This window comes from Klebsiella sp. JB_Kp004 (assembly GCF_040065795.1).
Classification (GTDB): Bacteria; Pseudomonadota; Gammaproteobacteria; order Enterobacterales; family Enterobacteriaceae; genus Klebsiella; species Klebsiella quasipneumoniae.
Genome location: NZ_JBEAKW010000048.1, coordinates 62,602 through 87,361, shown reverse-complemented (window position 1 = coordinate 87,361; position 24,760 = coordinate 62,602). Strand labels below are relative to the sequence as shown.

The following is a 24,760-nucleotide window of genomic DNA, read 5'->3' as shown; positions in this document are numbered from 1 at the left end:
AGGACATTCTATGATCTCTCTTGATGAAGCAATGCTCTATGCCCCTGTTGAATGGCACGATTGTTCCGAAGGCTATACCGATATTCGCTATCACAAATCGGCCGACGGCATTGCCAAAATCACAATCAATCGCCCGCAGGTGCGCAACGCCTTCCGCCCGCTGACCGTCAAAGAGATGATCCAGGCGCTGGCGGATGCCCGTTATGACGACAATATCGGGGTGATTGTCCTGACCGGCGAAGGTGAGAAAGCCTTTTGCGCCGGCGGCGATCAGAAAGTCCGCGGCGATTACGGCGGCTATCAGGACGACTCCGGCGTGCATCATCTCAACGTACTCGACTTTCAGCGCCAGATCCGCACTTGCCCGAAACCGGTGGTAGCGATGGTGGCCGGCTACTCTATCGGCGGCGGCCACGTGCTGCACATGATGTGCGATCTGACCATCGCGGCGGAAAACGCCATCTTCGGTCAGACCGGGCCGAAAGTCGGCTCCTTCGACGGCGGCTGGGGCGCCTCCTATATGGCGCGCATCGTCGGGCAGAAAAAAGCGCGCGAAATCTGGTTCCTCTGCCGTCAGTATGACGCGCAGCAGGCGCTGGACATGGGGCTGGTGAACACCGTGGTGCCGCTGGCGGATCTGGAAAAAGAGACGGTGCGCTGGTGTCGTGAAATGCTGCAGAACAGCCCAATGGCGCTGCGCTGCCTGAAAGCGGCGCTGAACGCCGACTGCGACGGCCAGGCCGGTCTGCAGGAGCTGGCGGGCAACGCCACCATGCTGTTCTACATGACGGAAGAGGGACAGGAAGGCCGCAATGCCTTCAACCAGAAACGTCAGCCGGACTTCAGCAAATTTAAACGGAATCCCTAATGCGCGTTTCGCAGGTTTACCGCTGGCAGATACCGATGGACGCGGGCGTGGTGCTGCGAGAACGGCGGTTAAAAACCCGCGACGGGCTGTTCATCCACCTGCGGGAGGGTGAGCGGGAGGGCTGGGGGGAAATTTCTCCCCTGCCGGGATTCAGCGCAGAGACTCTGGCGGAGGCGCAGGCGGCGCTACTGCCCTGGGCTCAGGCCTGGCGCGACGGCGCGGAGCCGGCGCTTCCTGCGCTGCCCTCTGTCGCGTTTGGCATCAGCTGCGCGCAGGCGGAGCTCAGCGGCGAGCTGCCGCAGGCCGCGAATTATCGCGCGGCGCCGCTCTGCTCCGGCGATCCGGATGAGCTGTTCGCCAGACTGGCGGCGATGCCCGGCGAGAAAGTCGCTAAGGTGAAAGTGGGGCTCTGGGAGGCGGTCCGCGACGGCATGGTGGTTAATCTGCTGCTGGAAGCCATCCCCGACCTGCAGCTGCGTCTGGATGCCAACCGGGCCTGGACGCCGCTGAAAGCGCAGCAGTTTGCGAAATATGTCGATCCGGCGTATCGCCAGCGCATTGCCTTTCTTGAGGAACCTTGTAAAACGCGGGAGGACTCGCGGGCCTTTAGTCGCGAAACCGGGATCGCTATCGCCTGGGATGAAAGCCTGCGCGAGGCGGATTTTCGCTTCGTCGCCGAGCCGGGCGTGCGCGCGGTGGTGATCAAGCCGACGCTAACCGGCAGTTTACACCGGGTTCAGCAGCAGGTCGCCGCGGCCCATGCTCTGGGGCTGAGCGCGGTGATCAGCTCGTCGATCGAGTCCAGCCTCGGGTTAACCCAGCTGGCGCGGGTTGCCGCCTGGCTGACGCCGCAGACCATCCCCGGACTGGACACCCTGTCGCTGATGGGCGCCCAGCTGGTGCGGGCGTGGCCGGAAAGCACCCTGCCGATGCTCAGCATCGATACGCTGGAGCCGCTGCTGTGACCTTTCGCGACTGGCCCTGGCGGCACTGGCGCCAGCGGCGCGGAGAGGCGCAGGCGCTGCGCCTGAATGACCAGCCGCTGACCTGGCGCGACCTGTGCGCCCGCGTTGACGCGCTGGCGGTCGGGTTTGCCGCGCAGGGCGTAACCGAAGGTCACGGGGTGGCGCTGCAGGCTTTTAACCAGCCGTCGACGCTGCTGGCCTGGCTGGCGCTGCTGCAGTGCGGCGCGCGGGTGCTGCCGCTGAATCCGCAGCTGCCGACGGCGTTGCTGCAGGAACTGCTGCCAGCGTTGACCGTCCAGCATCAGCTGGTGCTTAACGGCGATGCGCTGCCGGGGGATTTACCGGCGTTAACCCTGCTGGCGACAGCGGGAACCCATGCTGTGCCGTGGCGTGGGGATCGTTTCGCCTCAATGACGCTGACCTCGGGGTCGACCGGTTTGCCGAAGGCGGCGGTGCATCATGCCAGCGCCCATCTGGCCAGCGCCGCCGGCGTGCTGGCGCTGATGCCGTTTGCCGCAGAAGATGACTGGCTGCTGTCGCTGCCGCTGTTTCATGTCTGCGGCCAGGGGATTATGTGGCGCTGGCTGCTGGCCGGCGCGCGGCTGACGGTGCGCGATAAACAGCCGCTGGCGCAGATGCTGCAGGGCTGTACCCATGCTTCGCTGGTGCCGACTCAGCTGTGGCGCCTGCTGAATGACGATGCTGCGCTTACCCTCAAGGCGGTGCTGCTCGGCGGCGCGGCGATCCCGGTCGAATTGACCGAGCGGGCGCGGGGGCAGGGGGTACGCACCTACTGCGGTTACGGCCTGACCGAATTCGCTTCCACCGTCTGCGCTAAAGAGGCCGACGGCGCGGCGGATGTGGGCGCGGCGTTGCCGGGGCGGGAGATGAAAATCGTTGCCGGCGAGGTCTGGCTGCGGGCGGCGAGCATGGCCGCGGGCTACTGGCGCGACGGTCAATTGTTGCCATTGACCAACGACGAAGGGTGGTTTGCCACCCGCGATCGCGGCGAGATCATCGATGGACGGCTTACTCTCCTCGGGCGCCTGGATAATCTCTTTTTCAGCGGTGGAGAAGGGATCCAGCCGGAGGAGGTGGAACGGATCATCGGGGCGCATCCGCAGATACAGCAGGCGTTTGTCGTGCCGCTGGACGATGCGGAATATGGCCAGCGTCCGGTAGCGGTGGTGGAATGCGATGACGGCTGCGAAATGAGCGTGCTGGCGGCATGGAGCGCGGAACGGCTGGCGCGTTTCCAGCAGCCGGTGCGTTGGCTGCGGCTGCCGGAAACGTTAAAGAACGGTGGGATTAAGATCTCGCGCCGGGCGCTGCGCGAATGGGTCAATTCGCCGGCTTAGCCGATATTGGCTTCGGCGCGACGCTGGCGCTGTTTACGCCGCAGACGCAGCAGCGGCGGCACCACCAGCACGGCGATAGCCAGCACCAGCAGCGTTTTGGTCACCCCGCTTTGCCACAGGATCGCCAGATTGCCGTTGCTGATCGACAGCGCGCGACGCAGGTTCTGCTCCAGCATCTCCCCCAGCACGAAGCCAAGGATCAGCGGCGACATCGGGAAGTGCATTTTGCGCATGATGTAGCCGAGCACCCCAAGCCCCACCATCAGCAGCAGGTCAAAAGTGGTGCTGTGTACCGCGTAGACGCCGACGGCGGAGACCGCGGCGATGGCCGGGACCAGAAACCACAGCGGAATGGTCAGCATACGGGTGAACAGGCCGATCAGCGGAATGTTCATAATAAGCAGCATCACGTTGGCGATCAGCAGGGCGGCAATCAGCCCCCAGACGATATCCGGCTGCTCGGTGAACATTGCCGGGCCGGGGGTGATGTTATACAGCGTCAGCGCGCCCATCATCACCGCGGTGGTGCCGGACCCCGGCACGCCGAGCGTCAGCATGGGAATAAAGGAACCGCAGGCGGAGGCGTTATTGGCCGCTTCCGGCGCCGCCACGCCGCGAATATCGCCCTTGCCGAAGTTATCGCTGTTACCGCTGAGTTTTTTCTCCGTCATGTAGGTAATGGCGCTGGCGATGGTCGCCCCGGCGCCGGGCAGAATGCCGACGAAGAAACCCACCACCGAAGAGCGCAGGGTCGCGCCGACGCACTGCGCGGCCTCTTTGGTGTTAAACAGCATCCGTCCGGTTTTCCGCACCAGCGTTTGTCCGCCGCTGGTGCTCTCCAGCATCAACAGGATCTCTGAAACCGAGAACAGGCCGATCACCACCACAATAAACTGTACGCCGTCCGAGAGATGGACGCTGTCGAAGGTGAAGCGGTAAACCCCGGTATTGGCGTCCACCCCTACCGTCGCCAGACCCAGGCCGATTAACGCCGCGAGGAACGACTTCAGCGGGTTCTGCGCCATCATGCTGCCAAGACAGGCGATGGCGAAGACCATCAGCGCGAAGTACTCCGCCGGACCGAACGCCAGCGACCACTGGGCGAGCAGCGGCGCGAACAAAATAATACCGCCGATGGCGATCATTGAGCCAAAGAAGGAACTGACGGCGGAAATCGACAACGCAACGCCGCCGCGACCCTGCTGGGCCATCGGATAGCCGTCGAGGGCGGTCATAATGGCGGCGGCATCGCCGGGCACGTTCAACAGAATTGATGAAATACGCCCGCCGTATTCGCAACCGATATAAACCGTCGCCAGCAGGATCAGCGCCGACTCCGCGGGTAAATGCAGGGCGAAAGCCAGCGGCAGCAGAATCGCCACGCCGTTGATAGGCCCCAGCCCCGGCAGGAGGCCGACGATAGTCCCGACAAAGCAGCCGATCAGGGCGATCAGCAGGTTCTCCGGCGTCATGGCGACGGCGAAGCCCTGCGAGAGATAGATCCAGGTATCCATAAACGCCTCCGTTAATTAAACCAGATGCCAAGGGGCAGGGTGACATCGAGCAGGGTGTCGAAGGCGTACCATAACGACACGCCCATCGCGACGCCGGCAATGCCCGCCGCCGGCAGCGTCGCGCCGAACAGCAGACCAATGATCGCCGTCAGCAGCGCGGTGGCCAGCGGAAAACCGAGCCATTCAAACCCCCAGGCGTAGACCACCAGCACCACGACCATGGTCAGCAGACGCTGCAGCACATGCCGTCCCGGCCACTCGACGGCGTCCGGGCGACGTAGCAACATTAACGCCGAGCACAGCAGCATCAGGCCGATGATCCCGAGCGGGAAGGGACGCGGGCCGACGGGTTCATAGGCGTATTCGCTGTGGATCTGCCAGGCGATAAACAGACCGCCAATACATAACAACAGCCACACTCCGGCAAAAATACGATCGCTCATTAGCGCCTCCGCGGATTATTTTGCCAGGCCAAAGGCTTTCGCCTGTTCGCGATAGTCGTTGACCTGCTGCTTAACGTAGGTATCGAGCTCCTTGCCGTTCATGTTGAATTCAAACAGGCCGCGCAGTTCACGTTGCTTTTTGAACGCTTCGGTTTGCTGCAGTTTAGTGAATTCATCGACCCACCACTGGTACTCGGCGTCGCTGACTTTTGGGCCCATAAAGAAGCCGCGAATAATCGGCCAGACCAGGTCGTAGCCCTGCTCTTTAGCGGTAGGGACATCGGCGAGCGCGCCCGGCAATCGTTCACTGGAGAAGACCGCCAGCACGCGGATTTTATTGCCCTGCAGATAGGGCACCATCTCGCTGAGATCGCCGGAGACCGCTTGCACATGGTTGCCGAGCAGCGCGGTCACCGGCTCGCCGCCGCCCTCAAAGGCGACATAGCGCATTTTATGCGGGTCGACGTTGGCTTTTTGCGCCAGCAGCGCCGCTTTCATCCAGTCCTGGCTGCCGATGGAGGCCCCGGCGCCAATCACGATGCTGGAGGGATTTTTCTCCATCGCGGTCATAAACGACTTCAGATCTTTCCATGGCGAATCGGCGCGCACGGCGATCATGCCGTAGTCGGTGCCGACGCTCGCCAGCCAGCGCACGTCATCGACGCTGTAACGGCCGAATTTACCCTGCGACAGGTTCAGCAGCGAGCCGCCGGAGAAGGCGACGACGGTCCCCGGCTCTGCCGGGCGCTGGGCGACAATGGCGTTGTAGGCTACCGCGCCCACGCCGCCGGGCATATAGGTGACGCGCATCGGTTTCTCGATAGCGCCGGTTTCCATCAGGCTCACCTGAATCAGCTTACAGGTCAGGTCAAAGCCGCCGCCGGGTTTAGCGGGCGCGATACATTCGGTGCGGGACGGGGCCTCTGCGGCGAAGGCGGATGTGGTGCAAAGGCACAGCGCGATGGCGCTCAGATGGCGGAAAAATGGCGTTTTCATAGGCTTCCTCAGCAGGTACAGGGCAGGTTTTTTTGATTATGTGAACCGACATATGGCGATTCGGTTGCATGATTGTTAAAACAGTTACCTTTCATTTCCCTTTCAATGCTGCAGCAACGTTACAGGATGTGATATGCGTCTCTTATTAGCCGAGGATAATCGTGAGCTGGCTCACTGGCTGGAAAAAGCGCTGGTGCAGGGCGGTTTTGCCGTGGATTGCGTCGCTGACGGGCGTGCGGCCGACCATCTGCTGCAAAGCGAGCAATATGCGCTGGCGGTGCTGGATATCGGTATGCCGGGGTTCGATGGCCTTGAAGTGGTGCAGCGGCTGCGCAAGCGCGGGCAGACCCTGCCGGTGCTGTTGCTGACCGCCCGCAGCGCGGTAGCGGACCGGGTGAAGGGCTTAAATGCCGGCGCGGATGACTATTTACCCAAGCCCTTTGAGCTGGAAGAGCTCGACGCCCGCCTGCGGGCGCTGCTCCGGCGCAGCGAAGGGCAGGTGCATGAGGTGCAGCAGCTTGGCGAGCTGGCGTATTGTGACGAAGGCTATTTTTTACTCCGTGGCCAGATGTTGTCTCTGACGCCGCGCGAGCTGGCGCTATTGAAGGTGCTGATGTTTCGCCGCACTCGCCCGGTTTCCCGTCAGCAGCTGTTCGAACAGGTGTTCAGCCTCAGCGATGACGTCAGTCCGGAAAGCATCGAACTCTACATTCACCGTCTGCGCAAGAAACTTCAGGCGAGCAATGTGCGTATAACCACCCTGCGCGGTTTAGGCTATCTGCTTGAGTGCGAGCGCCATGAGATGGAGTAAGCCGCAATCGCTCTATGCCCAACTGTTGCTGTTTCTCGGCCTGCCGCTGGTCCTGCTGTGGGGACTCTCCGCGTTTAACAGCTACGTCAGCGCGCTGCAGGCGGCGACGCAAGCCTACGATCGTACCCTGCTGTCGTCGGCGCGGACGGTGGCCGAGCAGCTGGTGGTTCGCGGAGGGCAACTGGAGGTGAATGTGCCCTGGGTGGTGCTGGACAGCTTCGAGCTCAATATGAACGATCGTCTCTATTACAAGGTGCTCGACCCGCAGGGGAAGGTCATTTCCGGCTATGACGATCTGCCCGCGATGCCGCCCTCCACCTCGCGAACTCAGCTCTATCCGGCGCTGGCGTGGTTTTATCATACCGAATATCGCGGTCAGGCAATCCGCGTGGCGCGCCTGCTGCAGCCCATCAACGAAGGCGGCATCGTTGGCATGGCGGAGATATATATTGCCGAAACGCTGCAGTCCCGCCGCTGGCTGGCCGGACAATTACTCTTCTCATCCTGGGTGTCGCAAGGGTTACTGGTCCTGTTGACGCTGGTGCTGGCAGCCTGGCTGCTGCGCCGCGTGCTGCGGCCCATGCGTCAGCTCTCCGCGCTGATGGTGCGCCGTGAACCCGGTCTGCTGACGCCGCTGCCGGAGCTGCTGCCCTGGTCGGAAACGCGGCTGCTGATTGTCGCGTTCAACCGCTACATCGACCGCCTGCGGGTGATGATCTCCCGCCAGGAGCGCTTTAGCGCCGATGCGTCCCATCAGCTGAAAACACCGCTTGCGGTGCTGAAAACGCAGGCTTCGGTAGCCCTGGCCAGCGACGATCCGCAACTGTGGCGCGAAAGTCTGCAGGCGATGCGCGCCACGCTGGACGATACGGTCTTGTTAACGGAGCGGTTGCTGCAGCTGGCGACGGTAAAACAGCGGGAGCAGGCGTTTGCGGTGATTAACTTGCCGGAGATTGTGCGCAACAGCTGCTTTTCACGTATCGCGCAAGCGCGGAGCAAACATATCGATCTTGGCTACGAGGGCGAGCAGTCGGCGGTACATGTGGCAGGCGATAGCGTTCTGCTGGGGGAGCTGTGCGCTAACCTGCTCGACAATGCCATTCGCTATACCCCGGAATATGGAACGGTCACGCTTAGCCTGCATCGCGACGGCGACGCCGTGTTGCTCAGCGTGGAAGACAGCGGTCCGGGAATTGACGACCACCAGGTACACCAGGCGCTGATGCCGTTTCGCCGCCTCGATAACGCGGGCGCGATTCCCGGCGCCGGGCTGGGCCTGGCGCTGGTTAACGATATTGCACGTTTGCATCGTAGCCACCTGCAGCTTTCGCGCAGCGAAAGCCTGGGCGGACTGAAGGCGACGCTGCGCCTGCTGACCGTGGCGTCAGAGTAGCCCCTTCATGCTCAGGGTGAGGCGGGTGGCGGCATTGAGATCGTAGTTTTTAAGCTCATCCGCTTTCACCCAGGCGTAATCGTCAAACTCCTCGTTGATCGTTACGTCGCGATTGGCGCTAACGCAGTCGAAGATCAGATAGATCATATAGATCGTTTCCTGGCGCCCGTCGGGATAGGTTTTCACGCGGGTATCGTCGCGGAAGCTCCATGGCGTGATACGGGTCAACTGCAGTTTTTCGCCAAGCTCCTCGCGGACTTCGCGTCGCAGCGCCTCTTCGATACGTTCCCCTGGCTCCACGCCGCCGCCGGACAAGGCCCATTGTCCTGGAAAAACCCCGCGGTCGGCAGCCATCTTGCACAACAGGTAATGGCCATCATTTTGGATTAGCGGGCAAACAATCGTCCTTTGACGCATGATTTTTCTCCTTCGCAGTAAGTCGGGCCGGGTATCGAGGAAACAGTTTGCGAGGCGCCTCGGCAAACCGCAAGGGAAATACGGCGCTGGCTTTACAGAGTGATAAGTTAAGCGAAAATTATCGTATGGAGAGCCACCATGGAAAGGACCACCCATTCCCCACATGACGCCGTGTTTAAACACCTACTGTCGCATCGGGCGACGGCGCGGGATTTTCTGGACATTCACCTTCCTGAACATTTGCGAGAATTATGCAATCTGCAAACGCTGCAGTTGGAGTCCGGAAGTTTTATCGATGAAGACCTGCGCGCCAGCCATTCCGATATTCTTTACTCGCTGCAAACCCAGGCGGGGGACGGATATATCTATCTGCTTATCGAACATCAAAGCTCTGCGGACCGTCATATGGCATTTCGCCTGATGCGTTATGCGATAGCAGCGATGCAGCGCCATCTGGATAAAGGACATACGCAACTGCCATTGGTGATCCCGCTGCTTTTTTATCATGGGCAAGTCTCGCCCTGGCCGTATCCCATGTGCTGGCTGGAAGGATTTGCTCATCCGCAAACCGCGCGGCAAGTATACAATCAGGATTTTCACTTAATCGATATCACGGTGCTTCCTGACGATACAATAATGCAGCACCGACGGGTCGCGATGCTTGAGTTGCTGCAAAAGCATATCCGGCAACGCGATATGATGGAACTGCAGGAGCAACTAGCCAGCCTGTTGGCGCTGGGATACACTAGCCGCAGACAGCTCAGGACGCTGCTTCACTATTTATTACAGGCAGGAAATGCCGCCGATCCGGTCGCCTTTTTACGTAATCTTGCGCAAAATGTCCCCAGACGGCTGCATAAGGAGACGCTAATGAACATTGCCCAGTTTCTGGAACAACGTGGCCATCAGCAGGGCCTGCAGCAAGGTCTTGAACAGGGAGAACAATTGGCTGCGCAACGTATTGCCAAGGCGATGCTGGAAAACGGGCTTGATCTGGCGCTGGTGGCGAAGCTGACGGGGCTTGCGCCGGAGCGCCTGGCCCTGCTCGCCCATTAATTTTTCTGCTTCCTTCAAACAGCCTGCGCAATGGCGATTGCGCAGATAAATATAGATTTATTCAATCAATACAACCTAATTAAATATAATTCTACTGAATATGAATGCGGTGAAATTTACATTCTTTCGCAAATGCGCGGTGGTATTGCTGTAAAAAGACGCAACTGGTTACACTCTTGTGAAAAATCATTTCGCCAGGTCATTGATTCCTGACGAGTGCGCAGTAGAATTTTCAGGTTTTTTCGGGACTTCTTTGATTTTAATTTTCTGGATAGAGTAAATAATGAAAAAAAGCATTTTTATGGCGCTGGCTGGCGTCATGCTGGTCTCTTCGGCGGCCCATGCGATCAGCGTTACCGGCGAAGCAGGCGAGCATTACACCAACCTTGGGGTCGGCTTCGGCACCGAGTCCACCGGTCTGGCTGTTTCGGGTAACTGGCTGCACAGCGATAACGACGGCGACGCCGCGGGTTTAGGCCTGGGCCTGAATATTCCGCTGGGGCCGTTCCTGGCGACCGTGGGCGGTAAAGGGGTATACACCAACCCGAAACAGGGTGATGAAGGTTATGCGGCCGCGGTCGGCGGCGGCCTGCAGTGGAAAATCGGCGACAGCTTCCGTCTGTATGGCGACTACTACTACTCTCCAGATTCCCTCTCCAGCGGCATTGACAGCTATCAGGAAGCCAACGTCGGCGCCAGCTGGACCATTATGCGTCCGCTCAGCATCCAGGCAGGCTATCGCTATCTGAACCTGGCGGGCAAAGATGGCAACCGCGATAACACCATCGCCGACGGCCCGTACATCGGCGCCAGCGCCAGCTTCTAATCTCCTCCGGCGCGGTCTCTTCTTGCCGCGCCAGATTTTCCTCCTCGTCAGCCTCCCGCTTTGCGTTATAGTATTTGCCACCTGGCAGGCAAGGAGTGAGCAATGTTGAATGTGGAAATGCTGTCCACTGGCGATGAAGTGTTGCATGGTCAAATCGTTGACACCAATGCAGCATGGCTGGCGGATTTCTTTTTTAATCAGGGTTTACCATTAACGCGCCGTAATACCGTCGGCGACGATCTCGATGCGCTGGTGGCGATTCTTCGCGAACGCAGCGAACAGGCGGATGTGCTGATCGTCAATGGCGGCCTCGGCCCAACCAGCGACGACCTGAGCGCGCTGGCCGCGGCCACCGCGAAAGGCGAAGGACTTATTTTGCATCCGGAGTGGCTGGAAACCATGACCCGCTTCTTTGCTGAACGCGGGCGGCCGATGGCGGAAAGCAACCGTAAGCAGGCGGAAATCCCCGCCAGCGCCGAGATGATCAATAACCCGGTGGGCACGGCCTGCGGCTTTGCCATCCAGCTCAATCGCTGCCTGATGTTTTTCACCCCCGGCGTTCCCTCTGAATTCAAAGTGATGGTCGAGCAGGAGATTTTACCGCGCCTGCGCCAGCGCTTTACGCTGCCGGAACCGCCGGTATGCCTGCGGCTGACCACTTTTGGCCGCTCGGAAAGCGAGCTGGCGCAAAACCTCAATCCGCTGACGTTACCGCCTGGCGTGGTGATGGGCTACCGCTCGTCGATGCCGATCATTGAGCTGAAGCTGACCGGACCGGCTGAGCAGCGTGACGCCATGCTGGCCCTGTGGCCGGAAGTGCGTAAAGTGGCTGGCGACAGCCTGATTTTCGAAGGCACTGAAGGGTTACCGGCGCAGATTGCACGCTGCCTGCAGGAGCGGCAGCTGAGCCTGACGCTCAGCGAGCAGTTTACCGGCGGTCTGCTGGCGCTCCAGCTGTCCCGCGCCGGCGCGCCGCTGCTGGCCAGCGAAGTGGTCCCGGCGCAGGAGGAGACGCTGGCGCAGGCGGCCCGCTGGGCGGCCGAGCGGCGCATTAACCATTTTGCCGGCCTGGCCCTGGCGGTGAGCGGCCAGGAAAACGATCATCTTAACGTGGCCCTGGCCACCCCCGACGGCACCTTCGCGCTGCGGGTGAAGTTTAGCGTCACCCGCCACAGCCTGGCGGTACGCCAGGAAGTCTGCGCCATGATGGCATTAAACCTGCTGCGTCGCTGGCTGAATGGCCAACCGCTGGCCAGTGAACATGGCTGGATTAACGTGGTGGATTCCCTCTCAATGTAAGTCGTTTCCCGGCGCGCGGGCTTCTCCCGGGCGCCGGTTGTCCAGCCTGTTGTACTCTCCTGAAAAAATTCTGTGCGTTAAGTCGCAATTTTCCGCTGCGAACGGTCCAGCATACGGGAAAGCGATTGCCCCGCGATGTCGCTCACACTTTACCGCCCGGACAACCGCAACACTGATTCCAGTATTCAGGATTGGAGTCCAGTATGTTGGAATCAACGAAAGTCCCGGCGCTGACCCGCGCGATTGAGATCCTCAATTTAATTGGCCGCATCGGACCCTGCAGCGCGGCGACGATAATAGCGGAGCTGGGGATCCCGAAAAGCACGGTTTATCTGCTGCTGGGCGAGCTGAAAAAGCAGCGCTTCATCAGTATGGATAATCAGGATAACTACTGCCTGTGGACCAAACTGGTGGAGCTGGCCGGGCAGGCGCTAAGCAAAATGGACCTGCGCGAGCTGGCGCGGCCGCGCCTGACCCGGCTGATGGATGAGTGCGGCCTGCTCTGCCATCTGGGCATTATCGATCACGGTAACGCCTACTACATTCTGAAAATTGAATCACCCGCCACCATTAGCGTGCGTTCGCACGAAGGAAAGAGCCTGTCGCTTTACCGCTCCGGGATCGGCAAATGTCTGCTGGCCTGGCAGCCCGCCGGGGTTCAGGCATCGATTATCGATGAACTGCAGTGGGAGCGGGCTACGCCAACGACCATCAGCAATGCTCAACAGCTGCGGGAGGAGCTGGGGCGGATCCGCGCCCGGGGCTGGAGCTTTGATAATGGCGAGGACTATCCGGACGTGCGCTGCGTGGCCGCCCCGGTTTTTAACGCCAATAACGACCTGACCGCCGCCATCTCGGTGGTGGGTACCCGTCTGCAAATCAATGAAGACAATCGCGATTACCTTGCCGGTAAGGCGATTGCCTGCGCGAAAGATATTTCACGACTGCTGGGGTGGAAAAGCCCCTTTGAACAACTCGCCTCATCATAAGGAGAACACCATGACCCTACCGAAAATTAAACACGTCCGCGCCTGGTTTACCGGCGGCGCCACCGCAGAGCAGGGCGCCGGCGGCGGCGATTACCACGATCAGGGGGCTAACCACTGGATTGACGATCATATCGCCACGCCGATGAGCAAATACAGACAGTATGAGCAGTCCCGCCAGTCGTTTGGCATCAACGTGCTGGGCACGCTGATTGTGGAAGTGGAAGCCGACAACGGGCAGACCGGCTTTGCCGTGTCGACGGCCGGAGAGATGGGCTGCTTTATCGTGGAAAAACATCTCAACCGCTTTATCGAAGGCAAATGCGTCAGCGATATCAAACTGATCCACGACCAGATGCTCAACGCCACCCTTTACTACGCAGGATCCGGCGGTCTGGTGATGAACACTATCTCCTGTGTCGACCTCGCGCTGTGGGATCTGTTCGGGAAAGTGGTTGGCCTGCCGGTCTACAAACTGCTGGGCGGAGCGGTGCGTGACGAAATCCAGTTCTATGCCACCGGCGCCCGTCCGGATCTGGCGCAGGAGATGGGCTTTATCGGTGGCAAAATGCCCACCCACTGGGGGCCGCACGATGGCGACGCCGGGATCCGCAAAGACGTCGCCATGGTGGCGGACATGCGCGAAAAATGCGGCCCGGATTTCTGGTTAATGCTGGACTGCTGGATGAGCCAGGACGTTAACTATGCCACCAAACTTGCCCATGCCTGCGCCCCTTACAACCTCAAGTGGATCGAGGAGTGCCTGCCGCCGCAGCAGTATGAAGGTTATCGCGAGCTGAAGCGCCAGGCGCCGGCCGGGATGATGGTGACCAGCGGCGAGCACCACGGCACCCTGCAGTCCTTCCGCACCCTGTCGGAGACCGGAATCGATATTATGCAGCCCGACGTCGGCTGGTGCGGCGGCTTAACCACGCTGGTGGAGATAGCGGCTATTGCTAAAGCGCGCGGGCAGCTGGTGGTGCCGCACGGCTCGTCGGTTTACTCACATCATGCGGTGATCACTTTCACCAACACGCCGTTCAGCGAGTTTCTGATGACCAGTCCTGACTGCGCCACGCTGCGTCCGCAGTTCGACCCGATCCTGCTCGGCGAGCCGGTACCGGAGAGGGGGCGGATTCATAAATCGGTACTGGATAAACCCGGCTTTGGCGTCGAGCTCAATCGCGACTGCAACCTGAAACGTCCTTATCAACACTGATCCCCCGGGCCGCCCGGCGGCCCACGCCTGAGGATATTATGATGAGCAACACTCTGCTGGAGAGCGTGGTGAAGAAAAACCGCGCCCGCTTAATCCCCTTTATGCTGGCGCTGTACGTGCTGGCGTTTCTTGACCGTTCGAATATCGGTTTCGCCAAAGAGACCTACCAGCTGGACACTGGCCTCAGCAACGAAGCCTATGCGCTGGGGGCGGGGATTTTCTTTGTGGTCTATGCCTTTCTTGGGGTGCCGGCCAACCTGCTGATGCGCAAATTTGGCGCCAGAAAATGGATCGGCTGCACCACGCTGCTGTGGGGCGTGCTGTCGGCGGCGATGGCGTGGGCGGATACGGAAGCGAAATTCCTGCTGGTACGTACCCTGCTGGGCGCGGCGGAGGCGGGCTTCTTCCCCGGCATGATCTACCTCACGTCTCAGTGGTTTCCCCAGCAAAACCGCGCCAGCATTATGGGGCTTTTTTATATGGGGGCGCCGCTGGCGCTGACCCTCGGTTCGCCTTTATCCGGCGCGCTGCTGGAGATGCATGGGTTTATGGGCCATCCCGGCTGGTTCTGGATGTTTGTGATTGAAGGCCTGCTCGCCGTCGCCGCGGGAGCGTTCACCTTTTTCTGGCTGGACGATTCGCCGCAGCATGCCCGCTTCCTGAGCGCGGCGGAGAAACAGGCCCTGATAAGCGAGCTGGCGCGAGAGGAGGAGAAAAAGGTCACCTCGCGTCTGTCCGATGCGCTGCGTAACGGGCGGGTCTGGCAGCTGGCGCTGATCTACATGACCATTCAGGTGGCGGTCTATGGCCTGATTTTCTTCCTGCCCACTCAGGTCGCCGCGCTGTTGGGCACCAAAGTCGGCTTCATTGCCTCGGTGGTGACGGCTATTCCGTGGGTGGCGGCGCTGTTCGGCACCTGGCTTATCCCTCGCTACTCCGATCGCACCGGCGAGCGGCGCAATATTGCCGCGCTGACGCTGCTGGCGGCAGCGGTCGGGATTGCGGTTTCCGGGCTGGTGGCGCCGGTGCTGGCTATCATCGCGCTGTGCGTGGCGGCGGTTGGGGTGATTGCCGTGCAGCCGGTCTTCTGGACGATGCCGACGCAGCTGCTCTCCGGCACGGCGCTGGCCGCCGGGATTGGCTTCGTTAACCTGTTTGGCGCCATCGGCGGCTTTCTGGCGCCGATCGTTCGCGTGCAGGCCGAAACGCTGTTCGCCAGCAGCGCCGCTGGACTGTTAACCCTGGCCGGCGTGGCCATCATCGGGGTGATCATCATCTTCTCATTAAGCCTCACCCGCGCGGTTCCTCAGCGCGGCGGCGTACAGCATTGATTAAAGGAATCGCTATGAACGCACTGTTATCTAACCCCTTCAAACGTGGATTATTACGCGGTGAGACGCAAATAGGCCTGTGGTTGAGCTCGACCTCCTCCTATCTGGCGGAGATTGCCGCCACTTCAGGATATGACTGGCTGCTGATCGACGGCGAGCATGCCCCGAACACTATTCAGGACCTTTATCATCAGCTCCAGGCCATCGCCCCTTATGCCAGTCAGCCGGTGATCCGTCCGGTGGAGGGCAGCCGCAGCCTGATAAAACAGGTGCTGGATATTGGCGCCAGAACGTTGCTGGTGCCGATGGTCGATACCGCCGAGCAGGCGCGGGAAGTCGTCTCGGCAACCCGTTATCCTCCCGTCGGTAGCCGCGGCGTTGGCGCCGGCGTGGCCCGGGCGGCGCGCTGGGGCAGAGTGGAGAATTATATGGCGGAGGCGAATGACGAACTCTGTCTGCTGATTCAGGTGGAGAGCCGAACCGCGCTGGAAAATCTGGACGCTATCCTCGAGGTGGAGGGCATTGACGGGGTGTTTATCGGACCGGCGGATCTCTCCGCTTCGCTGGGACACCCGGACGATGCTGGCCATCCTGACGTGCAGCGGGTGATTGAGCAGAGCATCCGGCGCATTCGCGCGGCGGGAAAAGCGGCCGGATTTCTGGCGGTCGACCCGGCGATGGCGGAAAAATGTCTCGCCTGGGGGGCCAATTTCGTCGCCGTCGGGGTCGATACCATGCTGTACACCCAGGCGCTGGACCGCCGGCTGGCAATGTTTAAATCCGCCAGCGCTCAGCCGCAGGAGAAAGCGAGCTATTGACGGCGCAGGCTGGCGCCGGACTCAGGCGAGCGCCTGCGCCAGCACCGTCAGCGGATGTTCGCAGCGTTTGCTGGTGGACATTTCTATCTGCCATTTACAGGTCTCGCAGTCGGTGACGACGATGTCGGCGCCGCTCTCCTCAATCTGACGGAACAGCGGGGCGCCGATAGCCTGGGATAGCGCGTAATTCTCAGTCTTAAACCCGTAGGTGCCGGCGATGCCGCAGCACTGCGAATCCAGCACTTCCAGCTGCAGGCCAGGGATCAGCCGCAGCAGTTCGAGGGTATACTGCGACCAGCCCATTTTCTCCATATGGCACGGCGTGTGATAGACCACCTTCAGCGGCAGCGGGCGCAGCGGCAGCGTTTTGCCACTATCCAGTTGTTTCCAGATCCAGCGAGTGGCCAGCTCCACCCGGTCGCGGAGATCGCTGTTGTCGACATCAAGGAGGTGCGGGTATTCATCGCGCAGCGTAAAGGTGCAGGTCGAGGAGGTGGCGATGATCGGCAGCGCGTTTTCCCGCATCGCGGCGACGTTGCTCTGCGCCTGCTTACGCGCTTTGTCAAAAAAGCCGTTGGCGATCAGCGGCACGCCGCAGCATTTTTCCCGTGATAACAACTGCACGCCGGTGCCCAGCGCATTGACGACGCGAATCAGATCCTTGCCCAGCTGCGGGTGGTTATAGTTGACGTAGCAACCATGAAAGAAGGCCACCTGCTCAGGGTACTGCGCCTGTCTGGCCGCGAGCTGGCGGTAAGCGCGGCGGAAGGTGCCGAAGCCATATTTTGGCAGCGTGCGGCGATGATCGATATTGAGCGCCGCGTCGAGCAGGCGGCGTACCGGTTTTAAGCCGGTGGTGGCGTTTACCAGTGGGGCAAAGGGGGTGGAAAGGGTGCCCATCAGATCGGTATGGCTGAGAATAGCGTCGCGCAGGGTCGGTTTTTGCTGGCCATACTGTGCCCGGGCGCGCTGAATGATATCGCCAATTTTCACATCCGACGGGCAGGCGACCTCACAGCGCTTGCAGTTAATGCAGTACTTGAGCGCCTCATCGTACAGCGCGCCATCCTTCAGGCGCAGGCGTTCGCCGTCCGGCCCCGCCTGTTTCGGCCCGGGATAGCGCGGATTGACCCGGCTGACCGGACAGGTAGTGGTACAGACCGTGCACTTAATGCAGCTTTCAAAACGGGTATCGTTCATGGTCGGCCTCCGGCGAGGGCGTGGATCTGTCTGGCGGCGTGCAGTGCGGTGACGGCGCAGACCCCGCCGCCGCAGCCGAGCTGAATGGCATCGAACCCGCCGAGCAGTGAACCGATGGCGAAAAGATTGCTGAACGGCTGCCCGCCCAGCATGGGGCGCAGCAGGGCATCGGTTTTCACCCCGAAGCGCTGCCACGGCTGGGAGGCAAAGAAGTCGCGCTGGTACCAGTCGTCGCGCGGCAGGGTCTGCTGTAGATCGAGACCGAGAATGGGTTCGCGCACGCTATCCCGCGTGGCGACAAGACCGTTACTGAAAAAGCTGCCGCTGGCCAGCACGGTAAAACGCGGACGCAGCGCAATATCGCCGTGATTTCGCGTCCAGACGGCCTCGACGGCGCCCTGTCGATGGCTGATGTTCACCACTTCATCGCCGGCAAGCCAGGTGCCGCCGCCGCGAATAAACTGCCGCTGCAGCAAACTGTGCAGGCGCATCCCGGGAACCGAAGGCGGCAGCGTCGGCAGCAGACGCAGCGGGCAGGGCAGGCGCGCCTGCAGCCAGTGGTACAGGCGATCGTCGGCGAGGCCAAAGCAGGCGGGCATGATTAGCAGCTCATGCTGCTGCGCCAGCGGCAGCAGCGCCGCATGCAGGGCAGGCCAGTGGTTTTCATCGTCGAGGAGGCGGGCGATATTGGCGGCGCGAAACTCGGTGGGGTTGTCACGTAAAACATCCAGCAGCGGTAACTCGATTTCCGCCGCTACGGCGGTGACGCCGGTTTGCCCGAGCGCGGCGGCGGCGAGATGCGGCTGAAAATCGGCAAAGCCGCTGATCCCCACCAGGCAGACCCCCTGTCGGGGGAGTGGCGCGACAGGAACCTCCTGCGGCGATAGCCACGCCGCGCGCAGCGTCCCCAGCGGCGTTACCCGCCGGTGCGGGCGGTGCGCGTCGCCCTGCATCACCGCGCCGCAGGCGGCCAGCAGGGCTTCAGTTTGTTTTGCGTATTCGAGCACCGCCCCGGCGCCGAGCCGGGAATAAGGGTGCTCAGGAAGCAGTTCAGCGAGCTGCTGCAGACCTTGCGCGAGGTCAGTGACGTTATCGCCGTTCGGCAGCGCCGAGAGCAGATCTAATGACGCGGAGGAAAAATGCAGCGCGCTTTGCCCGCGGCTGATGATCACGCTGCGCAGGCCGGACTGATTCAGCGTCAGGCCGCACAGCAGGCCGGCCAGTCCGCCGCCGATAATCGCGCAGTCAAATTTCATCCTGATGCTCCTGTGGCAGTCCGCACAGGCCGAGGTAGACCCAGCGGGTGAATTCGCTTTCGCGCAGCGCGTCGCCCCAGGCGATGGGCTGCACGCCCTTCCAGCGCTCATTGAGAAACGCCGACAGCTGGGTCAACGACTGCGCGGGGGTTGTGACGTTAAAGCGCTGCAGCAGACCGGCGGCGCGGCAGGCGCAGAGTTCCCCCTGGCAGGTCCCCATGCCAATCCGGGTACGGCGGCGCAGGTCGAGCAGGGTGTGGACCGCCAGATTTTCCACCGCGTATTTCACTTCACCAGCGGTGACGGCTTCGCATTCGCAGACCATACTACGGTGCTGGCGGCTGTCGCCAAGCCAGGCCGGCGTGCGATCGCCATGGCGGTAGACAGCAGAGCCGCGCAGCGGGCCCGGCAGGGAGATAATTTTTCGCAGGGTGCTTTCCGTCGGCTCCTGCGACCCGGGCAGCGGGCTCTCGGCCGTGGAACAGGGGGTGGTGTTGCCCAGCTTACGACAGACGGCGTCGGTGGCCCACTCGGCCATCAGGCGATAGGTCATCAGCTTGCCGCCGGTGATGGTAATAAAGCCTTCCATGCCGTCGCGCTGAGCATGGTCGAGCAGGACGATGCCGCGGCTGACGCTGCGTCCGCTGGGATCGTTGTCGCTGGCCACCAGCGGGCGCACGCCGGAGTAGGCGCGGAGGATCCGGGTGCGGCCCATGACCGGCGCCAGCTTTTCACCTTCGCGCAGCAGGGTTTCGACTTCCGCGGTCGTTACCCGGTTGTCGTCAATTTCGTCATAAGGAATATGCATCGAGGTGGTGCCGATCAGCGAGATGGTATCCCCGGGCACCAGAATATCGGCATCGGCTGGCTTACGGCAGCGGTTGATCACCAGGTTGTTAATCCGGTGGTCAAGGATCAACAGCGATCCCTTCGCCGGGAACATGGTGATGCGCAGGTCGGCATATTCCGCAATGCGCTGCCCCCAGATCCCGGCGGCATTGACCACTACCCCGGCGTACAGAGCGCGGGTCTGGTGAAGCTGACGATCGTATACCTGGACGCCACAGACGCGGTCGCCCTGGCGCAGCAGGCCTGTCACTTCGCAGCCGGTGAGGATCTGCGCGCCGTGTTCGCGGGCGTCGAGCATATTGGCCGCGGTGAGGCGAAACGGGTCAATGGTGCCATCCGGGACCTGCACCGCCCCCAGCAGCGTCGGGTTGACGGCGGGCTCGCGGCGCAGCGCCTCCTGCGCAGAAAGCGGCGTGGCCTCTATGCCAGCCTGCTGGCAGGCGGCGATAAAGGTCTGCTGCCAGGCCAGATCGTCTTCAGGCAGGGTAATGAACAGACCGCCGGCCGGTTCGATACAGTGACGGGCGATGCGGCGCAGGATGCGGTTCTCATTGATGCATTCGCGGGCGGATTCGTTGTCGGTCACCGCATAGCGGGCGCCGCTGTGCAACAGCCCATGATTACGGCCGGTGGCCCCGGTGGCGATATCATGGCGCTCAATGAGCACTGTGCGTAATCCGCGTCGGGCGCAGTCGCGGGCGATGCCGGCGCCGGTTGCTCCGCCGCCGATGATGATGACCTCGCTATCAAGACGTCCCGTCATCTTCAGCTCCTCTGCTTTCGTTTACCGCCATTTAGCCACAATTAATAAGGTTATTGTTTGATTTCGAGCATATTCGCGCGTTATTTGAGCGCGTTATGTGATTTTGTGCTCACATTGGAACCTTTTGTCATATTTCTGTAACAAATTGTGCGATGTTTCACAGTATCAGCTCTACGTATTGCCTACCATCGCGGCCAGATTCGAAGTTGGTGATTAATCTGGGATTGTTGTCGTGACGTCAGTAAAAAACAGCAAGGGCCACGGAGGCTGATATGTTAAGTATTTTTAAACCCGCCGCGCATAAAGCGCGTTTGCCAGCCGCGGAGATCGACCCGCTCTATCGTCGGTTACGCTGGCAGATTTTTATCGGCATCTTCTTTGGTTATGCCGCTTACTATCTGGTTCGTAAGAACTTTGCCCTGGCGATGCCCTATCTTATCGAGCAAGGTTTCTCTCGCGGCGATCTCGGTTTCGCCCTTTCCGGCATCTCCATTGCCTACGGATTTTCGAAATTCATCATGGGATCGGTCTCTGACCGTTCGAATCCGCGCATTTTCCTGCCGGCGGGGCTGATCCTCGCCGCGCTGGTGATGCTGGTGATGGGCTTCGTACCGTGGGCCACCTCGAGCATCATGATCATGTTCGTGCTGCTGTTTCTCTGCGGCTGGTTCCAGGGGATGGGCTGGCCGCCGTGCGGCCGTACCATGGTCCACTGGTGGTCGCAGAAAGAGCGCGGCGGAATTGTTTCAGTGTGGAACTGCGCGCATAACGTCGGCGGGGGGATTCCGCCGCTGCTGTTCCTGTTAGGTATGGCCTGGTTTAACGACTGGCACGCGGCGCTCTATATGCCGGCTTTCGGCGCTATTTTGCTGGCGATTTTCGCCTTCGCGATGATGCGCGATACGCCGCAATCCTGCGGCCTGCCGCCGATCGAAGAGTATAAAAACGACTACCCGGACGATTACAGCGAAGAGCATGAACAAGAGCTGACGGCGAAGCAGATCTTTATGCAGTACATTCTACCGAACAAGCTGCTGTGGTACATCGCGGTCGCCAACGTCTTCGTTTATCTGCTGCGCTACGGCATTCTCGACTGGTCGCCGACCTACCTGAAAGAGGTGAAGCACTTCGCGCTTGATAAATCCTCCTGGGCCTACTTCCTGTATGAGTACGCGGGGATCCCGGGCACCCTGCTGTGCGGCTGGATGTCGGATAAAGTGTTTAAAGGCAACCGCGGCGCCACCGGCGTGTTCTTTATGACCCTGGTGACCATCGCGACCGTCGTGTACTGGCTGAACCCGCCGGGTAACCCGGGCGTCGATATGGCCTGTATGATTATTATCGGCTTCCTGATCTACGGCCCGGTGATGCTGATTGGTCTGCATGCGCTGGAGCTGGCGCCGAAGAAAGCCGCCGGCACCGCCGCAGGCTTCACCGGCCTGTTCGGTTACCTCGGCGGTTCCGTGGCCGCGAGCGCCATCGTCGGCTACACCGTCGATTTCTTCGGCTGGGACGGCGGCTTTATGGTGATGATCGGCGGCAGCGTGCTGGCGGTTGTCCTGCTGGTTATCGTGATGCTCGGTGAACGTCGCCATCATCAACAGCTGAAGCAAGCCTAAGGAGCGGCGATGAACATGAAACTCACCGCGCTAATGAGCGGCATGATGTTGGCCAGTTCGGCGCTGTGCTTCAGCGCGGCAGCGGCGGATAAAATGGTTATCGCCCACCGGGGTGCCAGCGGTTATCTGCCGGAACATACCCTGCCGGCGAAAGCGATGGCTTACGCTCAGGGGGCGGATTACCTTGAGCAAGACCTGGTGATGACCAAAGACGACCGACTGGTGGTGTTGCACGACCACTATCTGGATCGGGTGACCGACGTCGCTCAGCGCTTCCCGCAGCGGGCGCGTCAAGATGGCCGTTTTTACGCCATCGACTTTTCCCTGGCCGAGATCAAGTCGCTGACGTTTACCGAAGGCTTTGAGCCGAAAGATGGCAAGAATGTGCAAACCTATCCCGGGCGTTTCCCGATGGGCAAATCCGATTTCCGCATTCATACCTTTGAAGAAGAGATTGAGTTTGTCCAGGGGCTGAATCATTCCACCGGCAAAAACATCGGTATTTACCCGGAAATCAAAGCGCCGTGGTTCCACCATCAGGAAGGCAAAGATATTGCCGCCAGCACGCTGAAAGTGCTGAAAGAATATGGCTACACCAGCAAGCAGGATAAGGTCTATCTGCAGTGCTTTGACGCCAACGAGCTCAAGCGTATTAAGCATGAGCTGGAGCCGAAGATGGGCATGGATCTCAAGCTGGTGCAGCTTATCGCCTATACCGACTGGAATGAAACCCAGCAGCGGCAGGCTGACGGCAAGTGGGTGAACTACAGCTATGACTGGATGTTCAAGCCGGGGGCAATGGCGCAGATTGCGCAGTACGCCGACGGCATTGGACCGGATTATCATATGCTGGTGGCGGAAGGCTCAAAGCCGTGGGCGGTGAAGCTGACGGCGATGGTGAAGGAGGCGCACGCCAGCCATCTGCAGGTGCATCCGTATACCGTGCGCGCGGATCAGCTGCCGGAGTACGCCAGCAACGTCAATCAGCTCTATGACCTGCTGTATCACCAGGCGGACGTCGACGGCTTGTTTACCGATTTTCCGGATAAAGCGGTGCAATTCCTGGACGCTAAACGCTAAATATCCCTGCAGGCTTCGGGTCGGGCCGAGGCAGCGTCCGTGCAAAACACGGCCCTCAGCCCGCATCCATGCGGGCTGCCCCGGCCTTCCGGGAACGTCTCAGCGATTTTGAGGCCGCAACACCGGCAGTTTCAGCAGCCCAGGACGGCAGTGCGTAAACGGCCGGTCCTGGAACAGTAGGTCAGGTAAGCGTAGCGCCACCTGACAAGACTACATCTCGATCTCAATATCGCCTTTCGCCCGGCAGCAGCAGGGCAAAATTTCTCCCGGCTGGATAAAGGCCAGCGGCTCGGTCAGCCAGTCAACCTGGCCGGAGACCAGACGAGTACGGCAGGAGCCGCAATAGCCTGCGCGGCACTGATACTCGACGTCGATATTATGCGATTCAAGAGCAGCCAACAGAGAAGGGTGTTCATCCTGACACTCAAGGCGAGTGTCAGAAATTTTCAAGAAGATCCGCTTCATTACAGCTGGAAGTTGCTCAGGTCGTCGGCATCGACTTCAGAGTCGATCTGGCCGACCAGGTAAGAGCTGACCTCTACTTCCTGCGGCGCCACCTGGACGTTGTCGGAGACCAGCCAGGTGTTGATCCACGGGATCGGGTTGGAGCGGGTCTGGAACGGCAGATCGAGGCCTACCGCCTGCATGCGGATATTGGTGATGTACTCGACGTACTGGCAGAGAATATCTTTGTTCAGGCCAATCATCGAGCCGTCGCGGAACAGGTAGTCCGCCCACTCTTTCTCCTGCTGCGCCGCCAGCACGAACAGGTCATAGCACTCCTGCTTGCACTCTTCGGCGATTTCCGCCATTTCCGGATCGTCGCTGCCGGAGCGCAGCAGGTTCAGCATATGCTGAGTGCCGGTCAGGTGCAGCGCTTCATCGCGGGCGATCAGGCGGATAATTTTGGCGTTGCCTTCCATCAGTTTGCGCTCGGCAAAGGCGAAGGAGCAGGCGAAGCTGACGTAGAAGCGGATCGCTTCCAGGGCATTGACGCTCATCAGGCACAGATAGAGTTTCTTTTTCAGCTCGCGCAGATTGACGGTCACGGTCTTGCCGTTGACGGTGTGGGTGCCTTCGCCCAGCAGGTGCCAGTAGCTGGTCATCTCGATCAGCGAATCGTAATAGTGGGAGATCCCCTCGGCACGCTTCTGGATCTGCTCGTTGGTGACGATATCGTCGAACACGGTCGCCGGGTCGTTGACGATGTTGCGGATGATATGGGTGTACGAGCGCGAGTGAATGGTCTCGGAGAAGGCCCAGGTTTCCACCCAGGTCTCCAGCTCCGGGATGGAGATCAGCGGCAGCAGTGCCACGTTCGGGCTACGGCCCTGGATGGAGTCGAGCAGCGTCTGGTACTTCAGGTTGCTGATGAAAATGTGTTTTTCATGTTCCGGCAGCGCCTGGTAGTCAATGCGATCGCGGGAGACGTCAACCTCTTCCGGGCGCCAGAAGAAGGAGAGCTGTTTTTCAATCAGCTTTTCAAAGATATCGTATTTTTGCTGATCGTAGCGGGCCACGTTAACCGGCTGGCCAAAAAACATTGGCTCAAGCAGCTGATCGTTTTTCGTCTGTGAAAAAGTGGTGTATGCCATTGAAGTGAGTCCTGTTGAACTGTACTGCCCGGCGGCGATGCGTTGGCCGGGCCTACAAAATCGTAGGCCGGGTAAGCGTAGCGCCACCCGGCAAAAAT

At 60.5% G+C, this 24,760-nt stretch carries 23 protein-coding genes; 14 read left to right on the top strand and 9 right to left on the bottom strand.

Annotated features, from left to right (window positions below; all coding sequences use genetic code 11):
- Positions 1-10 precede the first annotated feature (10 nt).
- The 3 genes from menB to menE are packed head-to-tail and all read left to right on the top strand — an operon-like array spanning position 11 to position 3,191.
- A complete protein-coding gene (menB, locus tag ABLX76_RS22480; RefSeq protein ID WP_004201730.1) occupies positions 11-868 on the top strand; it encodes a 1,4-dihydroxy-2-naphthoyl-CoA synthase in 858 nt (285 codons plus the stop codon).
- Positions 868-1,833 (top strand): o-succinylbenzoate synthase, encoded by a 966-nt coding sequence (menC, locus tag ABLX76_RS22475; protein ID WP_277475864.1) that lies wholly within the window; start codon positions 868-870, stop codon positions 1,831-1,833. The genes menB and menC overlap by 1 nt, the downstream gene beginning before the upstream one ends.
- Positions 1,830-3,191, top strand: a complete 1,362-nt coding sequence (gene menE, locus ABLX76_RS22470) for an o-succinylbenzoate--CoA ligase (RefSeq protein ID WP_348875325.1) — start codon at positions 1,830-1,832, stop codon at positions 3,189-3,191. The genes menC and menE overlap by 4 nt, the downstream gene beginning before the upstream one ends.
- Here the strand turns inward: menE and ABLX76_RS22465 are convergent.
- Genes ABLX76_RS22465 through ABLX76_RS22455 form a run of 3 tightly spaced genes read right to left on the bottom strand, consistent with a single transcriptional unit; the run spans position 3,188 to position 6,144 of the window.
- Positions 3,188-4,705 (bottom strand): tripartite tricarboxylate transporter permease, encoded by a 1,518-nt coding sequence (locus ABLX76_RS22465; protein ID WP_023290502.1) that lies wholly within the window; start codon positions 4,703-4,705, stop codon positions 3,188-3,190. The genes menE and ABLX76_RS22465 overlap by 4 nt on opposite strands.
- An 11-nt stretch (positions 4,706-4,716) precedes the next feature.
- The gene (locus tag ABLX76_RS22460) at positions 4,717-5,148 is read right to left on the bottom strand and encodes a tripartite tricarboxylate transporter TctB family protein (RefSeq protein WP_023290501.1); all 432 of its coding nucleotides are present in this window, start codon (positions 5,146-5,148) and stop codon (positions 4,717-4,719) included.
- Between the two features lie 15 nt (positions 5,149-5,163).
- Complete coding sequence (locus tag ABLX76_RS22455) at positions 5,164-6,144, bottom strand: tripartite tricarboxylate transporter substrate binding protein (RefSeq protein ID WP_023290500.1); 981 nt, start codon at positions 6,142-6,144, stop codon at positions 5,164-5,166.
- Positions 6,145-6,277: 133 nt separating this feature from the next.
- On the opposite strand from ABLX76_RS22455, the gene tctD reads away from it, so the two are divergent.
- Both tctD and ABLX76_RS22445 read left to right on the top strand, forming a co-directional pair.
- Positions 6,278-6,955 carry a transcriptional regulator TctD gene (gene tctD, locus ABLX76_RS22450; protein WP_032453566.1) on the top strand — a complete coding sequence of 226 codons (678 nt, stop codon included), beginning with the start codon at positions 6,278-6,280 and terminating at the stop codon, positions 6,953-6,955.
- The gene (locus ABLX76_RS22445) at positions 6,942-8,348 is read left to right on the top strand and encodes a sensor histidine kinase (protein ID WP_032453565.1); all 1,407 of its coding nucleotides are present in this window, start codon (positions 6,942-6,944) and stop codon (positions 8,346-8,348) included. The genes tctD and ABLX76_RS22445 overlap by 14 nt, the downstream gene beginning before the upstream one ends.
- On the opposite strand, the gene nudI is transcribed toward ABLX76_RS22445, so the two are convergent.
- The gene (gene nudI / locus ABLX76_RS22440; protein ID WP_050533212.1) at positions 8,340-8,765 is read right to left on the bottom strand and encodes a nucleoside triphosphatase NudI; all 426 of its coding nucleotides are present in this window, start codon (positions 8,763-8,765) and stop codon (positions 8,340-8,342) included. The genes ABLX76_RS22445 and nudI overlap by 9 nt on opposite strands.
- A gap of 138 nt (positions 8,766-8,903) precedes the next feature.
- Here nudI and ABLX76_RS22435 point away from each other — a divergent pair, with 138 nt between their 5' ends.
- From ABLX76_RS22435 to yfaU, 7 genes are all read left to right on the top strand, one after another.
- Positions 8,904-9,821 carry an Rpn family recombination-promoting nuclease/putative transposase gene (locus ABLX76_RS22435; protein WP_023290496.1) on the top strand — a complete coding sequence of 306 codons (918 nt, stop codon included), beginning with the start codon at positions 8,904-8,906 and terminating at the stop codon, positions 9,819-9,821.
- 283 nt (positions 9,822-10,104) lie between these two features.
- On the top strand, positions 10,105-10,647 hold the full coding sequence (locus tag ABLX76_RS22430; RefSeq protein WP_004201712.1) for a YfaZ family outer membrane protein: 543 nt from the start codon (positions 10,105-10,107) through the stop codon (positions 10,645-10,647).
- Between the two features lie 102 nt (positions 10,648-10,749).
- Positions 10,750-11,946, top strand: coding sequence for a nicotinamide mononucleotide deamidase-related protein YfaY (locus ABLX76_RS22425; protein ID WP_044524253.1), 1,197 nt, complete (start codon positions 10,750-10,752; stop codon positions 11,944-11,946).
- 203 nt (positions 11,947-12,149) lie between these two features.
- Positions 12,150-12,935 (top strand): IclR family transcriptional regulator, encoded by a 786-nt coding sequence (locus tag ABLX76_RS22420; RefSeq protein ID WP_023290494.1) that lies wholly within the window; start codon positions 12,150-12,152, stop codon positions 12,933-12,935.
- Positions 12,936-12,945: 10 nt separating this feature from the next.
- The gene (rhmD, locus tag ABLX76_RS22415) at positions 12,946-14,151 is read left to right on the top strand and encodes an L-rhamnonate dehydratase (RefSeq protein ID WP_101977635.1); all 1,206 of its coding nucleotides are present in this window, start codon (positions 12,946-12,948) and stop codon (positions 14,149-14,151) included.
- Positions 14,152-14,192: 41 nt separating this feature from the next.
- The gene (locus ABLX76_RS22410) at positions 14,193-15,482 is read left to right on the top strand and encodes an MFS transporter (RefSeq protein ID WP_032453561.1); all 1,290 of its coding nucleotides are present in this window, start codon (positions 14,193-14,195) and stop codon (positions 15,480-15,482) included.
- A 14-nt stretch (positions 15,483-15,496) separates the two neighbouring features.
- The gene (gene yfaU / locus ABLX76_RS22405) at positions 15,497-16,300 is read left to right on the top strand and encodes a 2-keto-3-deoxy-L-rhamnonate aldolase (RefSeq protein ID WP_023290492.1); all 804 of its coding nucleotides are present in this window, start codon (positions 15,497-15,499) and stop codon (positions 16,298-16,300) included.
- Between the two features lie 21 nt (positions 16,301-16,321).
- Here yfaU and glpC read toward each other — a convergent pair whose 3' ends face one another.
- The 3 genes from glpC to glpA are packed head-to-tail and all read right to left on the bottom strand — an operon-like array spanning position 16,322 to position 20,368.
- Positions 16,322-17,500, bottom strand: a complete 1,179-nt coding sequence (glpC, locus tag ABLX76_RS22400) for an anaerobic glycerol-3-phosphate dehydrogenase subunit GlpC (protein ID WP_080901569.1) — start codon at positions 17,498-17,500, stop codon at positions 16,322-16,324.
- Positions 17,497-18,756, bottom strand: a complete 1,260-nt coding sequence (gene glpB, locus ABLX76_RS22395; RefSeq protein ID WP_064155531.1) for a glycerol-3-phosphate dehydrogenase subunit GlpB — start codon at positions 18,754-18,756, stop codon at positions 17,497-17,499. Before glpB ends, glpC begins: the two co-directional genes overlap by 4 nt.
- Positions 18,746-20,368 (bottom strand): anaerobic glycerol-3-phosphate dehydrogenase subunit A, encoded by a 1,623-nt coding sequence (gene glpA, locus ABLX76_RS22390; protein ID WP_348875322.1) that lies wholly within the window; start codon positions 20,366-20,368, stop codon positions 18,746-18,748. Before glpA ends, glpB begins: the two co-directional genes overlap by 11 nt.
- Positions 20,369-20,640: 272 nt before the next feature.
- Between glpA and glpT the strand changes: the two genes are divergently transcribed.
- Both glpT and glpQ read left to right on the top strand, forming a co-directional pair.
- Complete coding sequence (gene glpT / locus ABLX76_RS22385; protein WP_023290488.1) at positions 20,641-21,987, top strand: glycerol-3-phosphate transporter; 1,347 nt, start codon at positions 20,641-20,643, stop codon at positions 21,985-21,987.
- A 9-nt stretch (positions 21,988-21,996) separates the two neighbouring features.
- Positions 21,997-23,067: a glycerophosphodiester phosphodiesterase gene (gene glpQ, locus ABLX76_RS22380; RefSeq protein WP_348875320.1), complete on the top strand. Its 1,071-nt coding sequence runs from the start codon at positions 21,997-21,999 to the stop codon at positions 23,065-23,067.
- A gap of 210 nt (positions 23,068-23,277) precedes the next feature.
- Here glpQ and yfaE read toward each other — a convergent pair whose 3' ends face one another.
- Together yfaE and nrdB are read right to left on the bottom strand one after the other, a co-directional pair.
- Positions 23,278-23,532, bottom strand: coding sequence for a class I ribonucleotide reductase maintenance protein YfaE (yfaE, locus tag ABLX76_RS22375; protein ID WP_004201692.1), 255 nt, complete (start codon positions 23,530-23,532; stop codon positions 23,278-23,280).
- Positions 23,532-24,662: a class Ia ribonucleoside-diphosphate reductase subunit beta gene (nrdB, locus tag ABLX76_RS22370; protein ID WP_004140835.1), complete on the bottom strand. Its 1,131-nt coding sequence runs from the start codon at positions 24,660-24,662 to the stop codon at positions 23,532-23,534. Before nrdB ends, yfaE begins: the two co-directional genes overlap by 1 nt.
- Positions 24,663-24,760: the final 98 nt, after the last annotated feature.

What these genes read in the sequence shown, in the direction of transcription:
- ABLX76_RS22455 (WP_023290500.1), bottom strand. Translation starts at nt 6,144, where the DNA reads ATGAAAACGCCATTTTTCCGCCATCTGAGCGCCATCGCGCTGTGCCTT.
- glpT (WP_023290488.1), top strand. Translation starts at nt 20,641, where the DNA reads ATGTTAAGTATTTTTAAACCCGCCGCGCATAAAGCGCGTTTGCCAGCC.
- glpQ (WP_348875320.1), top strand. Translation starts at nt 21,997, where the DNA reads ATGAACATGAAACTCACCGCGCTAATGAGCGGCATGATGTTGGCCAGT.
- ABLX76_RS22445 (WP_032453565.1), top strand. Translation starts at nt 6,942, where the DNA reads ATGAGATGGAGTAAGCCGCAATCGCTCTATGCCCAACTGTTGCTGTTT.
- menB (WP_004201730.1), top strand. Translation starts at nt 11, where the DNA reads ATGATCTCTCTTGATGAAGCAATGCTCTATGCCCCTGTTGAATGGCAC.
- menC (WP_277475864.1), top strand. Translation starts at nt 868, where the DNA reads ATGCGCGTTTCGCAGGTTTACCGCTGGCAGATACCGATGGACGCGGGC.
- nudI (WP_050533212.1), bottom strand. Translation starts at nt 8,765, where the DNA reads ATGCGTCAAAGGACGATTGTTTGCCCGCTAATCCAAAATGATGGCCAT.
- glpA (WP_348875322.1), bottom strand. Translation starts at nt 20,368, where the DNA reads ATGACGGGACGTCTTGATAGCGAGGTCATCATCATCGGCGGCGGAGCA.
- ABLX76_RS22420 (WP_023290494.1), top strand. Translation starts at nt 12,150, where the DNA reads ATGTTGGAATCAACGAAAGTCCCGGCGCTGACCCGCGCGATTGAGATC.
- ABLX76_RS22465 (WP_023290502.1), bottom strand. Translation starts at nt 4,705, where the DNA reads ATGGATACCTGGATCTATCTCTCGCAGGGCTTCGCCGTCGCCATGACG.
- ABLX76_RS22435 (WP_023290496.1), top strand. Translation starts at nt 8,904, where the DNA reads ATGGAAAGGACCACCCATTCCCCACATGACGCCGTGTTTAAACACCTA.
- rhmD (WP_101977635.1), top strand. Translation starts at nt 12,946, where the DNA reads ATGACCCTACCGAAAATTAAACACGTCCGCGCCTGGTTTACCGGCGGC.
- ABLX76_RS22425 (WP_044524253.1), top strand. Translation starts at nt 10,750, where the DNA reads ATGTTGAATGTGGAAATGCTGTCCACTGGCGATGAAGTGTTGCATGGT.
- yfaE (WP_004201692.1), bottom strand. Translation starts at nt 23,532, where the DNA reads ATGAAGCGGATCTTCTTGAAAATTTCTGACACTCGCCTTGAGTGTCAG.
- glpC (WP_080901569.1), bottom strand. Translation starts at nt 17,500, where the DNA reads ATGAACGATACCCGTTTTGAAAGCTGCATTAAGTGCACGGTCTGTACC.
- tctD (WP_032453566.1), top strand. Translation starts at nt 6,278, where the DNA reads ATGCGTCTCTTATTAGCCGAGGATAATCGTGAGCTGGCTCACTGGCTG.
- ABLX76_RS22460 (WP_023290501.1), bottom strand. Translation starts at nt 5,148, where the DNA reads ATGAGCGATCGTATTTTTGCCGGAGTGTGGCTGTTGTTATGTATTGGC.
- ABLX76_RS22410 (WP_032453561.1), top strand. Translation starts at nt 14,193, where the DNA reads ATGAGCAACACTCTGCTGGAGAGCGTGGTGAAGAAAAACCGCGCCCGC.
- glpB (WP_064155531.1), bottom strand. Translation starts at nt 18,756, where the DNA reads ATGAAATTTGACTGCGCGATTATCGGCGGCGGACTGGCCGGCCTGCTG.
- yfaU (WP_023290492.1), top strand. Translation starts at nt 15,497, where the DNA reads ATGAACGCACTGTTATCTAACCCCTTCAAACGTGGATTATTACGCGGT.
- nrdB (WP_004140835.1), bottom strand. Translation starts at nt 24,662, where the DNA reads ATGGCATACACCACTTTTTCACAGACGAAAAACGATCAGCTGCTTGAG.
- ABLX76_RS22430 (WP_004201712.1), top strand. Translation starts at nt 10,105, where the DNA reads ATGAAAAAAAGCATTTTTATGGCGCTGGCTGGCGTCATGCTGGTCTCT.